The 14,443-nt window shown below is 63.1% G+C and carries 11 protein-coding genes; 8 read left to right on the forward strand and 3 right to left on the reverse strand.

All coding sequences use genetic code 11. The features are described from left to right. The first annotated feature begins 14 nt into the window (after window positions 1-14). The 6 genes from BW43_RS01780 to BW43_RS01755 all read left to right on the forward strand — a co-directional run bounded on the left by BW43_RS01780 (window position 15) and on the right by BW43_RS01755 (window position 8,049). Window positions 15-845: a p-hydroxycinnamoyl CoA hydratase/lyase gene (locus tag BW43_RS01780; RefSeq protein WP_032891354.1), complete on the forward strand. Its 831-nt coding sequence runs from the start codon at window positions 15-17 to the stop codon at window positions 843-845. A gap of 76 nt (window positions 846-921) precedes the next feature. Next, window positions 922-2,370 carry an aldehyde dehydrogenase gene (locus tag BW43_RS01775; protein WP_032891356.1) on the forward strand — a complete coding sequence of 483 codons (1,449 nt, stop codon included), beginning with the start codon at window positions 922-924 and terminating at the stop codon, window positions 2,368-2,370. Window positions 2,371-2,432: 62 nt separating this feature from the next. Continuing rightward, the gene (locus BW43_RS01770; protein WP_032891358.1) at window positions 2,433-4,307 is read left to right on the forward strand and encodes a feruloyl-CoA synthase; all 1,875 of its coding nucleotides are present in this window, start codon (window positions 2,433-2,435) and stop codon (window positions 4,305-4,307) included. Then, on the forward strand, window positions 4,304-5,545 hold the full coding sequence (locus tag BW43_RS01765; protein ID WP_032891359.1) for a thiolase family protein: 1,242 nt from the start codon (window positions 4,304-4,306) through the stop codon (window positions 5,543-5,545). Before BW43_RS01770 ends, BW43_RS01765 begins: the two co-directional genes overlap by 4 nt. Before the next feature lie 34 nt (window positions 5,546-5,579). Continuing rightward, on the forward strand, window positions 5,580-7,280 hold the full coding sequence (locus BW43_RS01760) for an acyl-CoA dehydrogenase (protein WP_032891360.1): 1,701 nt from the start codon (window positions 5,580-5,582) through the stop codon (window positions 7,278-7,280). A 55-nt stretch (window positions 7,281-7,335) separates the two neighbouring features. Next, window positions 7,336-8,049: a GntR family transcriptional regulator gene (locus BW43_RS01755; RefSeq protein WP_032891361.1), complete on the forward strand. Its 714-nt coding sequence runs from the start codon at window positions 7,336-7,338 to the stop codon at window positions 8,047-8,049. Window positions 8,050-8,054: 5 nt separating this feature from the next. Here BW43_RS01755 and BW43_RS01750 read toward each other — a convergent pair whose 3' ends face one another. From BW43_RS01750 to BW43_RS01740, 3 genes are all read right to left on the reverse strand, one after another. Beyond that, on the reverse strand, window positions 8,055-9,005 hold the full coding sequence (locus BW43_RS01750) for a PDR/VanB family oxidoreductase (protein ID WP_032891362.1): 951 nt from the start codon (window positions 9,003-9,005) through the stop codon (window positions 8,055-8,057). 29 nt (window positions 9,006-9,034) lie between these two features. Continuing rightward, a complete protein-coding gene (locus tag BW43_RS01745) occupies window positions 9,035-10,096 on the reverse strand; it encodes an aromatic ring-hydroxylating dioxygenase subunit alpha (protein WP_027603468.1) in 1,062 nt (353 codons plus the stop codon). Window positions 10,097-10,233: 137 nt separating this feature from the next. Beyond that, on the reverse strand, window positions 10,234-11,721 hold the full coding sequence (locus tag BW43_RS01740; protein WP_032891363.1) for an aldehyde dehydrogenase family protein: 1,488 nt from the start codon (window positions 11,719-11,721) through the stop codon (window positions 10,234-10,236). Window positions 11,722-11,983: 262 nt separating this feature from the next. On the opposite strand from BW43_RS01740, the gene BW43_RS01735 reads away from it, so the two are divergent. Next, window positions 11,984-13,153: a p-hydroxyphenylacetate 3-hydroxylase oxygenase component gene (locus tag BW43_RS01735; RefSeq protein WP_032891364.1), complete on the forward strand. Its 1,170-nt coding sequence runs from the start codon at window positions 11,984-11,986 to the stop codon at window positions 13,151-13,153. 56 nt (window positions 13,154-13,209) lie between these two features. Beyond that, a complete protein-coding gene (locus tag BW43_RS01730; RefSeq protein WP_032891366.1) occupies window positions 13,210-14,142 on the forward strand; it encodes a p-hydroxyphenylacetate 3-hydroxylase reductase component in 933 nt (310 codons plus the stop codon). Window positions 14,143-14,443 lie beyond the last annotated feature (301 nt).

A 14,443-nucleotide genomic window follows, 5' to 3' on the forward strand; every position in this document is an offset into this window, starting at 1 on the left:
AAGAGCACACCGCCATGAGCAATTACGAAGGCCGCTGGACCACCGTCAAGGTTGAGATTGAGGAAGGCATCGCGTGGGTCATTCTCAATCGCCCCGAAAAGCGCAACGCCATGAGCCCGACCCTGAACCGGGAAATGATCGACGTGCTGGAAACCCTGGAACAGGATCCCGCCGCCGGTGTGCTGGTGCTGACCGGAGCCGGTGAGGCCTGGACCGCCGGCATGGACCTCAAGGAATACTTCCGCGAAGTGGATGCCGGCCCGGAAATCCTCCAGGAAAAAATCCGCCGCGAAGCCTCCCAATGGCAATGGAAACTGCTGCGCATGTACGCCAAGCCGACCATCGCCATGGTCAACGGCTGGTGCTTCGGCGGCGGCTTCAGCCCTCTGGTAGCGTGCGACTTGGCGATCTGCGCCGACGAAGCCACCTTCGGCCTCTCGGAAATCAACTGGGGCATCCCGCCTGGAAACCTGGTCAGCAAGGCCATGGCCGACACCGTGGGCCATCGCCAATCGCTGTACTACATCATGACCGGCAAGACCTTCGGCGGGCAGAAAGCCGCTGAAATGGGCCTGGTTAACGAAAGCGTGCCGCTGGCGCAACTGCGTGAAGTCACCATTGACCTGGCGCGCAACCTGCTGGAGAAAAACCCGGTGGTGCTGCGTGCCGCCAAGCATGGCTTCAAGCGTTGCCGCGAGCTGACGTGGGAGCAGAACGAGGATTACCTTTACGCCAAACTCGACCAATCGCGCCTGCTCGACACCGAAGGCGGTCGCGAGCAGGGCATGAAGCAATTCCTCGACGACAAGAGCATCAAGCCTGGTCTGCAGGCGTATAAGCGCTGAAGGATGCGGCCTGCGGGCCGCACCGTTTTACCCTGCTTGAACGTATTCCCGATAAAGACAATAAAGAGGAATCACCATGCTGGACGTGCCCCTGTTGATCGGCGGCCAGTCGTGCCCCGCACGCGACGGTCGAACCTTTGAGCGTCGCAACCCGGTGACCGGTGAAGTGGTCTCGCGGGTCGCCGCTGCCACTCTGGAAGATGCTGACGCCGCCGTGGCCGCTGCCCAAACTGCGTTCCCCGCGTGGGCGGCGCTGGCGCCCAACGAACGCCGTACCCGGCTGCTCAAGGCTGCCGAGCAGTTGCAGGCGCGCAGCGACGAATTTATCGCGGCCGCCGGCGAGACCGGCGCCATGGCCAACTGGTATGGCTTTAACGTGCGCCTTGCGGCCAATATCCTGCGCGAAGCGGCTTCGATGACTACCCAGATCACCGGCGACGTGATCCCTTCCGATGTGCCTGGCAGCTTCGCCATGGCCCTGCGTCAGCCCTGCGGCGTGGTGCTGGGCATCGCGCCGTGGAATGCTCCGGTGATCCTCGCTACCCGCGCCATTGCCATGCCGCTCGCCTGCGGCAATACCGTGGTGCTCAAAGCCTCGGAACTGAGCCCGGCAGTGCACCGCCTGATTGGCCAGGTGTTGCAGGACGCCGGCCTGGGCGATGGCGTGGTCAACGTCATCAGCAACGCCCCGGCGGATGCGGCGGCAATTGTCGAACGGCTGATCGCCAACCCGGCGGTGCGTCGGGTCAACTTCACCGGCTCAACCCATGTCGGGCGGATCGTCGGTGAACTCTCCGCCCGTCACCTCAAGCCGGCCTTGCTGGAACTGGGCGGCAAGGCGCCGTTGCTGGTGCTGGACGACGCCGACCTGGACGCCGCCGTATCGGCAGCAGCCTTTGGCGCCTACTTCAACCAAGGGCAGATCTGCATGTCCACCGAGCGCCTGATTGTCGACGCCAAGGTCGCCGATGCCTTTGTCGCCAAGCTGGCGGCCAAGGTCGCGACCCTGCGCGCCGGAGATCCCACGGCGGCGGACTCGGTACTGGGTTCCCTGGTGGACGCCAGCGCCGGTACGCGCATTAAGGCCCTGATCGACGATGCGCTGGGCAAAGGCGCGCGGCTGGTGGCCGGAGGGCAACTGGACGGCAGCATCCTGCAACCGACGCTGATCGATGGCGTTACAGAAGACATGCGTTTGTACCGCGAAGAGTCCTTCGGTCCGGTGGCGGTGCTGTTGCGTGGTGACGGCGACGAAGCCTTGCTGCGCCTGGCCAACGATTCGGAGTTCGGCCTGTCGGCGGCGATTTTCAGCCGTGACACCGGCCGTGCCCTGGCCCTGGCACAGCGGGTCGAATCGGGCATTTGCCATATCAACGGCCCGACCGTACACGACGAGGCGCAGATGCCCTTCGGTGGGGTCAAGTCCAGCGGCTACGGCAGTTTTGGCGGCAAGGCCTCCATTGAACACTTCACGCAACTGCGCTGGGTGACCTTGCAGAACGGGCCACGGCACTACCCGATCTGAGCAGGCGCTGCGACATAACAATAACAAGGCGGCGTTGATTCGCCTTGATGGAGGACGTCCTTGTGAGTTCCGAATTCAGACCGCAACCCCAGTCCGCGTCGCGATACCGCGAAGTGTCCATCGGCCACGCACCGGTGCAGGTCACCGAAGAGCAGGGCGTGCTGCATATGCGTTCCCTGGAGCCGTTGGCCGAGTTGCCTGCGCGCTTGCTCGATCGCCTTGTGCATTGGGCCCGGGTGCGCCCCGAGCAGACGTTTATCGCCGCACGCCAGGGCGGTGGTGACTGGCGCCGCGTGAGCTACAGGGAGATGCTCGACAGCGTGCGCTCTATTGCCCAAGGCCTGTTGAGTTACGGACTGTCGGCGGACAAGCCGCTGGCATTGTTGTCGGGCAACGATATCGAGCATTTGCAGGTGGCGCTGGGCGCCATGTACGCGGGTATTCCGTATTGCCCGGTATCGCCCGCGTATTCGCTGCTGTCCCAGGATTTCGCCAAGCTGCGGCATGTGTGTGGCCTGCTGCAACCGGGGCTGGTGTTCGTCAGCGATGCGGCCGCCTACCAGCGCGCAATCGAGGCGGTGTTGCCCGCCGAAACGCCGTTGATCAGTGTGCGCGGTGAAGTGCCTGGGCGCACTCGGGTGAGCTTCGACAGCCTGCTTCAAACGCCGAGTGGCGCCGAGGCTGAAGCGGCGTTTGACGCCACCGGCCCGGACAGCATTGCCAAGTTCCTCTTCACCTCGGGCTCGACCAAACTGCCCAAGGCGGTGATCACCACTCAACGCATGCTCTGCGCCAACCAGCAAATGCTGTTGCAGACCTTTCCGGTGTTCGGCGAGGAACCGCCGGTGCTGGTGGACTGGCTACCTTGGAATCACACCTTTGGCGGCAGCCACAACGTCGGCATCGTGCTCTATAACGGCGGCACTTTTTACCTCGACGACGGCAAACCCACGGTTCAGGGCTTTGCCGAGACCCTGCGCAACCTCAAGGAAATTTCGCCAACGGCCTACCTGACCGTTCCCAAAGGCTGGGAAGAGCTGGTCAGCGCCCTGGAGCAGGATGCCGAGTTGCGCGAGCGCTTTTTTGCGCGGATGACACTGTTCTTCTTTGCCGCTGCGGGCCTGTCACAGAGCATCTGGGATCGCCTCGACCGAGTGGCCGAGCTGCACTGCGGTGAGCGCATCCGCATGATGGCCGGGCTGGGCATGACCGAAGCCGCGCCGTCCTGCACGTTCACCACTGGGCCGTTGTCCATGGCCGGTTATATCGGCTTGCCCGCGCCGGGATGCGAAGTGCGACTGGTGCCGGTGGACGGCAAGTTCGAAGGGCGCTTTCGCGGGCCGCACATCATGCCGGGTTACTGGCGCGCGCCCGAGCAAACCGCCGAGGTGTTCGATGACCAGGGTTTCTACTGTTCCGGAGACGCGATCAAACTCGCCGATCCCCACCAGCCGCAATTGGGGCTGATGTTCGATGGGCGCATTGCCGAAGACTTCAAGCTGTCTTCCGGGGTGTTTGTCAGCGTTGGCCCGTTGCGCAATCGCGCGGTACTGGAAGGCTCGCCCTACGTGCAAGACCTGGTCATTGCCGCGCCGGACCGCGAATGCCTGGGGGCGCTGGTGTTCCCCAGAGCCTACGAATGCCGCCGTTTGGCGGGTTTGGGCGCCGACGCCAGCGACGCCCAGGTATTGGCCAGCGAGCCGGTGCGCCAATGGTTCGGCGATTGGTTGCAACGCCTTAATCGCGACGCCACCGGTAATGCCAGTCGCCTGGAATGGATTGCCGTGCTCGACGAACCCGCGTCCATCGACCGTGGGGAAATCACCGATAAAGGTTCGATCAACCAGCGGGCGGTACTGCAGTGGCGCGCGGCCAAGGTCGAGGCGTTGTATCGCGGTGAAGACCCCACCATCCTGCGCGCCGGGCCCAAGCCTTGAGCGGCGCAGGGCAGTATTCGGCGTTTGCCGACGCGGCGATTTTCGAGGCGGTGCGCACGCCGTGGGTCGACCTCGGTGGTGCGCTGTCCCAGGTCTCGCCCATCGACCTGGGGATCAAGGTCGGCCGTGAAGTGCTGGCCCGGGCAGATATCGATCCGCAGGCGGTGGACAGCGTGTTGGCGGGTTCCATGGCCCAGGCCAGCTTCGATGCCTACTTGCTGCCACGGCATATCGGGTTGTACAGCGGTGTGGCGCAATCGGTCCCGGCGCTGGGGGTGCAGCGCATCTGCGCCACCGGTTTCGAGCTGTTGCGCCAGGCCGCTGAACAACTGCGCGACGAGGTGCAACTGGCCCTGTGCGTGGCGGCTGAATCCATGTCGCGCAATCCGATTGCTGCTTACACCCACCGGGGCGGGTTTCGCCTGGGAGGCGAGGTGCAATTCAAGGATTTTCTGTGGGAGGCACTGTACGACCCGGCTCCCGGCCTGGACATGATCGCCACCGCCGATAACCTGGCGCGCCGTTATGGCCTGAGCCGCGAGGCGGTGGACCGGTATGCCTGTGACAGTCATCAGCGTGCGTTGCAGGCGCAGCGTGAGGGGGCCTGGGCGCAAGAGATCGTCAGCGTCGATAACCAGGTGTTCGAACTTGACGGTTATCAACCCCGACGCCTCACCCTGGCACGTCGCGCCGCTGCGGTGACCGAGGACAGTCACCCACGGCCCACTGACCTTGAGGCACTCGCGCGTTTGCGCGCCGTGCATGCGGATGGGGTGCAGACCGCCGGCAATAGTTGTGCGGTGGTCGATGGTGCGGCGGCCGCGTTGGTGGGACGCGCCTCAGACTGCACGCACCCGGCCCTGGCCCGGTTGGTGGCCAGCGCGGTGGTCGGCGTGGCCCCCGAATTCATGGGCATCGGCCCGGCACCAGCGATTCGTCTGTTGCTGCACCGCAGCGGGTTGAACCTGAGCGATATCGGCCGTTTCGAGATCAACGAAGCGCAGTCGGCCCAGGTACTCGCTGTGGCCCAGGAGCTGGAGCTGGACAGCACTCGGCTCAACGTCCAGGGCGGCTCCCTTGCGCTGGGGCATCCTTTGGCTGCCAGCGGTCTGCGCCTGGTCATGAGCCTGGCCCGGCAACTGCGTCAGCACAACCTGCGCTACGGCATTGCCGCTGCGTGCGTGGGCGGCGGGCAGGGCATGGCGCTGCTGATCGAGAACCCTGACTGGCGCGCTTGAACACACACGTTTTATTCGATGATGAGGTGTCCCGATGTGGAGCTATGAGGCGCCCCTGCGCGATATGCAATTTGTCCTGGAGCATTGGCTGCAGGCGCCCTCTGCATGGCAGGCCTTGGACCTGTCCCTGGCGATGCAGGTGCTGGAGGAGGCTGCACGCTTCAGTCAGGGCGTGCTGGCGCCGCTGAACAGTCAAGGTGATCGTCAGGGCTGCCGTTGGCAGGCGGGGCAGGTCAGCACCCCGGATGGTTTTGTCGAGGCTTACCAGGCCTATGTGGACGGTGGCTGGCCAGGGCTGGCGTGCGCCGAGGCAGTGGGCGGGCAGGGCTTGCCGCAATTGCTCGACGCGGCGTTGCAAGAAATGCTCTACGCCAGCAACCACGCCTGGGCCATGTACACCGGCATCGCCCACGGCGCTTACCTGTGCCTCAAGACCCACGCCGAGCAGTGGTTGCAGGCGCGCTACTTGCCTGAAATCGTCAGCGGCCAGGCCTTGCCCACCATGTGCCTGACCGAGCCCCAGGCCGGCAGCGACGTCGGCTTGCTGCGCTGTCGCGCCGAACCCCAGGCGGATGGCAGTTATCGCCTGAGCGGCAGCAAGCTGTTTATCTCCGGTGGCGAGCACGACCTCACGGCCAACATCCTGCACCTGGTGCTGGCGCGCCTGCCCGATGCGCCGCCCGGCAGTCGCGGTATTTCCCTGTTTCTGGTGCCCAAGCGATTGGACGATGGCCACGTCAATGGCGTGCGCTGTGACGGCCTTGAGCACAAGATGGGCATCAAGGGCAGCGCCACCTGTTCGCTGACGTTCGAAGCTGCCCAGGGCTGGCTGATCGGCGAGGCCAATCGCGGCCTGGCGGCGATGTTTGTGATGATGAATTCGGCGCGCCTGCACGTGGGCCTGCAAGGCCTGGGGCATGCCGAGGCGGCGTGGCAGAACGCCCGCCAATACGCCGCCGACCGTGTGCAGATGCGCGCACCGATCAGGCCTGAAGAAGTGGCGGCCCAGGCGGCCGATCCGATCTGCTATCACCCGGCCATGCGGCGTGTATTGCTGGAGCTGCGCACCACCAGCGAGGGCATGCGCGCTATCGGTTACTGGGCGGCGCACCTGCTGGATCGGGACGACCCATTGGCGCCGTTGCTGACCCCTATCATCAAGGCGTTTTTCACTGAACAGGGCTTCCGCCAGGCCAGCAATGCCTTGCAGGTCTTCGGCGGTTACGGTTACGTCGCCGAGTTCGCCATCGAGCAAACCCTGCGCGACAGTCGCATCGCGATGATCTACGAGGGCAGCAATGAGATCCAGGCCAATGACCTGTTGCTGCGCAAGGTGCTTGGGGATGACGGTCGGGTGTTCGGCCTGCTGCTGGGCGAGTTGCGTGCAGAGGCCGGGCAGGGCAGCGAGTTCGTCGAATGCGCGGCCTTCTCCCTGGCACTTGGCAGTCTGTGCGACGCCTTGGACACGGTGGTGAGTGCCATCCGCGAACGCTCCCTGGAAGACAGCGAATACCCGTATCGCGCTGCGCCGGATTTCCTCCAGCTGTGTGGCGTTGCGCTGCTGGCCTTTGCCTGGGCGCGGGCGGCACGGGTGTCCAGGGCATTGCCCGAAGGGGATCCGTTGCGCGCCGCCAAGCTGCAAAGCGCCGGGTTCTTTTTTGATTACCTGCCATCAAGGCTGGCCCAGCACTTGGGCGCGATTGACGGGGCGCGGGCGGCACTGGCATTCGTCTGACGGCGGCAAAGGCTTGCGGTACTATGGCGACCCACGTTTTCTGGAAGTTGCCTGGATGAGTAAGCCCGGTCAATTGGTGCTGGTTGCACTGCGCAAGATGATTGCCAGCGGGGAGTTGGCGGCGGGCGAGCGGCTGATGGAAATTCCCACGGCGCAGTTGTTCGGCGTGTCGCGCATGCCCGTGCGCATGGCCTTTCGTACCCTCGAACAAGAAGGACTGCTGGTGCCGTTTGGCGGGCGCGGCTATCAGGTGCGTTCGGTCAGCCCCAGCGACATTGCCGGCGCGGTTGAAGTGCGCGGCGTGCTTGAGGGCCTGGCAGCGCGCCAGACCGCCGAGCTGGGTTTATCCGATGCGGCACGTGCGGCGCTGGAGCGCTGCCTGGTGGAAGGCGATCAACTGTTCGAAAAGGGCTACGTGACCGAGGATGACCTTGAGGTCTATCACGACCTGAACATGCGCTTTCACCAGGTCATCGTCGAAGGCAGCCACAACCCGGCGATCGCCGACGCGCTTGCGCGCAATGATCACTTGCCGTTCGCCTCGGTGACCGCGCTGGCGGTGGATCGCGAGGACATGGCCCGCGAGTACCGACGCTTCAACTATGCCCATATGCAGCATCACTCGGTCTTCGACGCCCTGGTCAATCGCCAGGGCGCACGGGCCGAAGCCATCATGCGCGAGCATGCCAACGCGACCCTGCGCTATGCCGAGATTTTCAGTTCAGCCACCGCCGACGCGCGCATGAAGGTGATCCTGCCCGCGTCGTAACCCGGTTAGATATCGAGTACCAGCAAGGGCGTTTTCGCCCGCGAACAGCAGGGCGTGAACTGATCATTCAGCGCCTGCTCCTGCTCGGTGAGAAACAGATCGCGGTGCTCCGGTATGCCTTCCAGTACGCGGGTCAGGCAGGTGCCGCAAATCCCCTGTTCGCAGGACACCGCAATCTCGATACCGTGGCTTTCCAGGACCTGGACCACGGTCTTGTCGGCGGGAATTTCGAAGACCTGGCCGCTGCTGCCGAGCTTCACCGAAAAGCCGCCGTCGAGGCTGCTGTCCACCGGTGCCGCACTAAAGTATTCGCGGTGCAGGCAGTCTTCCTGCCAGCCCTGTGCGCGTGCGCTGTCGAGTACATGCTGCATGAACCCGCCAGGGCCGCAGACATACAGGTGTACGTCGTCGGCGGGCGCCGCCAGCACCTCGGCAGCATTCAAGGCCGTGTGCGGCTGCTCATCGAAATGCAGGAACACTCGCTCTGCAAACGGCGACGCCTTGAGTCGCTGCACAAACGCCGCACGCTCGCTGGCGCGGGCGCAGTAATGCAGTTCGAAGTCGGCCCCCGCATGGGCCAGGCGTTCGGCCATGCACAGGATCGGAGTGATGCCGATGCCACCGGCAAACAGCAGGCTGCGACGCGCATCGTGGACCAAGGGAAATAGGTTGCGGGGTTCGCTGATGGTCAGGTGTGCGCCCTCGTGAACCTGCTCGTGCAAGCTGCGCGAGCCACCCCGGGAGGTCGGGTCCTTGAGCACGCCGATCAGGTAGCGATGACGTTCTTCGGGGTGATTGCACAGGGAATATTGCCGGATCACCCCGTCGGGCAGGTGCACGTCAATATGCGCGCCGGCACTGAAGGCCGGCAGCGGCTGGCCATCGACACTGGCCAGTTCATAGCTGCAAATGTCCTGGGCTTCATTGTTACGGGATACCACCACCACATCGATCATGTTCAGTCCTCGCAAAGTTGTCGTGCTGTTCAGGCGGTGGTGGTGGCGATCAGTTGCGGTTCGAGGGCGCGTTCCTTGGCAATCAGTCGCTCCAGGATCTTGCGTGACTGCACGCCACCCGCGTCGATATTCAACTTGAGCAGGTTGCGCTGCGGATGGGCCAGCAGGTTCTGTTGCTGGCGTTCGAGCATTTCCAGGTCTTCGCTGAAAATCTTGCCCTGGCCCTCGCGAATGCTTGCGGTCAGTGCCTCATCGTGGGGGTTGAAGTTGCGCGCCATGCCCCAGAAGTACCAGATCGAGGTCTCGGTTTGCGGGGTGATGAAGTCGACCACAATGCTCGCAGCCTTATGCTCGGGGGCGGCGTTATAGCCACCCTTGCCGGCGTGGGCCACGCCGACCTCGATCAGCACATGGCTGGGCGGGGTGAAGCGGCAGATCTGCCAGCGGTCTACCGGCACGTCATCGGCCAGGTTGTTGCCACGCAAGGCCATGCGCCAGAACGGCGGGGCCATGATGTTTTCCATGTGCCGGGCAGTGACGACCTCATCGCCGTCCACCGTGGTCACGGGCGGCGCTTCGTCGATTTCCTTCTGGCCGATGCTGGAGGCGTGCACGTAGGTTTCGTGGGTCAGGTCCATCAGGTTGTCGATCATCAGGCGGTAGTCGCACTGGATGTCAAACAGCCCGCCGCCATAGGCCCATTGGTCACTCACGGCCCATTCCAAGTGGTGGATCAGCGCCGGGTCGGCCTGGGCCTGATCGCCGGGCCACACCCAAATGAAGCCGTAGCGTTCAACCGCGGCAAAGGTTTTGTTGCACGGAAAGCCGCGTACCCGCTGACCGGGCATTTCCACGGTCTTGCCGTCGCCGCCCATGACAAGGCCGTGGTAGCCGCAGACCAGGTTGCCGTTCTCGACATAACCCAGCGACAGCGGCGCACCGCGATGGGGGCAGAAGTCCTCGACCGCCACCACGGCGCCTTCCTGGCCACGATAAAACACCATTTTTTCGCCGCAGATCTGACGACCCAGGGGCTTGTGCGCGATTTCATCGGGGGTGCAGGCGACATACCACGTGTTCTTGGGGTACATGATGACTCTCCAGGCAACGGATTATTTTTATTTAATGGATCCATTAAATGGGCCGTAGGATGGAGAGTCAATCTTGTATTGATATTTTGTTGGGCGATTATCGGTCGATATGCTCCAGTGGATCCAATAAAGAGTTTTCAGTAACGAATCATCACTGACTTCAGCTCGGTGTAATCCTCGATAAAGGCGCCGCCAAACTCACGACCCACACCTGAGGATTTGTTGCCGCCAAACGGCACCGCCGGGTCGAGCATCGTGTGCATGTTCACCCACACCGTGCCGGCCTCGATGGCGGGCACCATGCGCAGGGCCTTGCCCAAGTCGTTGGTCCAGAGGCTGGCGCTCAAGCCGTAGGGCGTGTTGTTCATCAAGGCCAGCAGTTCTTCTTCGCTGTCGTACGGCAAGAACGTGGCAATGGGGCCGAAGGTCTCTTCGTTGAGCAGGGTGTCGTTGACGTTGTTGGCGAGGATGATCGTCGGTTCGACGTAACAGCCAGGACGGTCGATCAAGTTGCCACCGTGAATGATGCTGTTGTTTTCGGCGCGGGCTTTGGCGAAGAACTCGCCGAGTTTGAGTTGGTGCTGGCGGTTGGTGACCGGGCCGAATTCGGTGCGCTCATCCAGGGGCGAGCCGATGTTCAGCGCGCTCAGGCGCTGGGCCAGTTTGCCCATGACTGCTTCGATCTGCGAACGGTGCACAAAGAAGCGTTCGGCGGCGGCGCAGATTTGCCCGGAGTGCAAAAAGCCCGCTTCGATGATGCCGTTGACGGCCTTGTCCAGGTCCACATCGCGCAGGAACCCGGCCGAGTTTTTCCCGCCCAGCTCAAGGGTGGCCCGGGTCAGTCCGGCGCCCATGGCACTCTGGCCCACCGCAATCCCGGTCGGCACGGAGCCGGTGAACGACACCTTGTCGGTACCGGGGTGTTCGATCAGGCCTTTGCCTACGCTGCCGCCGCCGGTCAATACGTTCAGCGCACCGGCGGGAAGGCCGGCGTCAATCGCCAGCTCGGCGATGCGCAGGATGGTCAGCGGCGTGAACTCGCTGGGCTTGATGATGATGCTGCAACCGGTCACCAGCGCCGAGGCGAGTTTCCAGATGGCGATCATGGTCGAGAAATTCCACGGCACGATGCCGACCACCACCCCGACCGGTTCGCGCAGGGTGAACGCTGTGTAGCGCTCGCCGGCGAAGGAGGGCAGCGACGGGGTGATGGTCTGGCCGCTGATCTTGGTAGCCCAGCCGGCGTAGTAACGCAGGAAATGCGCGGCCTGGTCGACTTCGAAAGCACGGGAAATCTGGATGATCTTGCCCGACTGGCAGGTTTCGATCTGTGCCAGTTCTTCGCGGTGTTGCTCCAGCAGGTCGGCCAGCTTGAGCAGTACATTGCCGCGCACCGCCGGTGCGACCTGCGACCACTGCTTGAAGCCTCTGCTCGCCGACGCCACGGCTGCGTCGATGTCGGCCTGGTCGGCGTCGGCGACATCGGCGATGACCTGGCCGGTCGCCGGGTTGATCACCTCCAACCGCTGGCTCGAATGGCTCTCGACGTAGCCACCATCGATGAACAACGTATGGTTTCGACGGAGGAAGGCTTCAACCTGGGGCAGCAGTGGAATATCGCTCATGGGTTTTTCCTGGTGGCAGACATTGAAAAGCCCGAGGTTAATTGCAGTGGCCGGAACGGGCTTGACTCTGGCTGCCGAGTGGCATGTCTGTGGCTGCCAACGCCTGTGCGCGACGGATCAGCCTGAGCCTTTGAAAAGTACAATCTTGACTCTGGAAGGTGCATGTTCGGCCGGCAAACTGCGCTCCATACTGGCCCTGCATCCGGCGCCACGCCTCGCTTTTTGGGGTTGCCCGGACACCCAATAATAAGCAGGGCCATCCATGAAAAAGCCAAACCCGCTCCTCGAAGACCTCAAGTCCGTCTTGCCGACCATTGCCGCCAATGCCTTTCAGGCCGAGCAGGATCGCAAGGTGCCCGCCGAGAATATTGCGCTGCTCAAAGGCATCGGCCTGCACCGTGCGTTCCAGCCCAAGGCGTTCGGTGGCATGGAGTTGTCGCTGCCACAGTTTGCCGACTGCATCGCGTTGCTCGCCGGAGCCTGCGCCAGCACGGCCTGGGCCATGAGCCTGCTGTGTACGCACAGCCATCAACTGGCACTGTTTTCTGCCCAATTGCAGCAGGAAGTCTGGGGTTTGGACCCGAATGCCACGGCCAGCAGCAGTATCGCGCCGTTCGGTCGCACCGAAGAGGTTGAGGGTGGCGTGCTGTTCAGCGGTGAGATGGGTTGGAGCAGCGGCTGCGATCACGCCGAATGGGCGATTGTCGGATTCCGTCGGCCCAATGCCGAGGGCACTCAGGATTACTGCTTTGCGGTGCTGCCGCGCAGTGACTATCAGATCCGCGATGACTGGTTTGCGGCGGGCATGAAAGGCAGCGGCACCAAGACCTTGATCATCGACAAGGCCAGGGTGCCGGAGCACCGCATCCAGAAGGCCAAGGACATGATGGAAGGCAAGTCCGCAGGCTTCGGCTTGTACCCCGACAGCAAGGTGTTCTACTCGCCGTATCGACCCTATTTCGCCAGCGGTTTTTCCACCGTGAGCCTGGGCGTCGCCGAGCGGATGCTGGAAGTGTTCCGCGAAAAGACCAAGACGCGAGTGCGCGCCTACACCGGTGCCGCAGTCGGTGCCGCCACCCCGGCGCTGATGCGGCTGGCCGAGTCGACGCACCAGGTGGGTGCCGCGCGAGCGTTCCTGGAAAAGACCTGGGCCGAACACGCCGAGCACAGTGAGCAGCAACGCTACCCAAGCCGCGAAACCCTGGCGTTCTGGCGCACCAACCAAGCCTACGCCACCAAGATGTGCATCCAGGCGGTGGACCGCCTGTTCGAAGCCGCTGGCGGCAATGCCTGGTTTGAACATAACGAGATGCAGCGCCTGTTCCGCGATTCGCACATGACCGGCGCCCATGCCTACACCGACTACGACGTCTGTGCACAGATCCTCGGGCGTGAGCTGATGGGCCTGGAGCCCGATCCGAGCATGATCTGAACCCGCTTTTGAAAACAACAATAGGGGCTGCGCATGACGCAGTCCGGGAGTCTTGCATGTCTGAATCGACCTTCGATCCACGGGCCTTTCGCCGCGCCCTGGGCAACTTCGCCACGGGCGTCACCGTGGTCACCGCCGCTGACGCCTCCGGGCGCAAGGTGGGCGTTACCGCCAACAGCTTTAATTCGGTGTCCCTTGACCCACCGCTGGTGCTGTGGAGCATCGACAAACGCTCCAACAGCCATGAGGTGTTCGAGCAGGCCAGCCATTTCGCCGTCAACGTGCTGGCGGCGGACCAGATCGACCTGTCGAACAATTTTGCGCGGCCCAAGGACGATCGCTTCGCTGAGATCGAATACGAACCGGGAGAGGGTGGCGCGCCAGTATTTGCCGATTGTGCGGCGCGCTTTCACTGCGAGAACTACCAACAAGTGGACGGCGGCGATCACTGGATCATGATCGGCAAGGTGGTGGCCTTCGACGATTTTGGCCGTGCGCCGCTGCTCTACCATCAGGGTGCCTATTCCATGGTCTTGCCCCATACCCGCATGACCAAGCGTGACGAAAGCCAGCCGCCGAGCAGCCATTTCCAGGGGCGCCTGCGCCACAACCTCTACTACTTGATGACCCAGGCGGTGCGCGCCTACCAATCCAGCTACCAACCCCGACAGCTGTCCACCGGCCTGCGCACCAACGAGGCGAGGATGTTGATGGTGCTGGAGAACGACGCCCGCCTGAGCCCCGGCGACCTGCTGCGGGAAGTCGCGATGCCGGTGCGGGAGATCGACGACGCGGTGGCCAACCTCAAGCGCAAGGGGTTGGTGGATGATGATGAGCAGGGCGTGCATCTGACCGCTGCCGGTGTCGAGCAAACCGAAGATCTGTGGGCGATTGCACGGGAGCAGCAGGAAAAGGTGTTTGCCGAGTTCAGCCAAGCTCAGGTCGAAACGTTCAAGGCCGTGCTTAAGCAGTTGATCAGCCAATGCTGATGGGCGTGTGAGTGTAAGCCGATCTGAAATGTTGCAGGGCTGGCGCTATAGGTGGTGAGCCGTTCACCGAGCGGGCAGACGCAGTCGGTCAAATGTGGGAGGGGGCTTGCCCCCGATGGCAGTGTGTCAGTCACTGATGTGATGGCTGATCCACCGCTATCGGGGGCAAGCCCTCTCCCACATTTTATGGGTGTTACACCTGATCAATTTGAGTTATCTGTTTACTTTGCCCGTGGCAGGCAGCAACAAAAGTGACGGCAGACATGGGCAAGACGCTCGATAGGTCATGGGCGCACAGTGA

The organism is Pseudomonas sp. RIT357 (genome assembly GCF_000632245.1).
GTDB classification, from domain to species: Bacteria; Pseudomonadota; Gammaproteobacteria; order Pseudomonadales; family Pseudomonadaceae; genus Aquipseudomonas; species Aquipseudomonas sivasensis.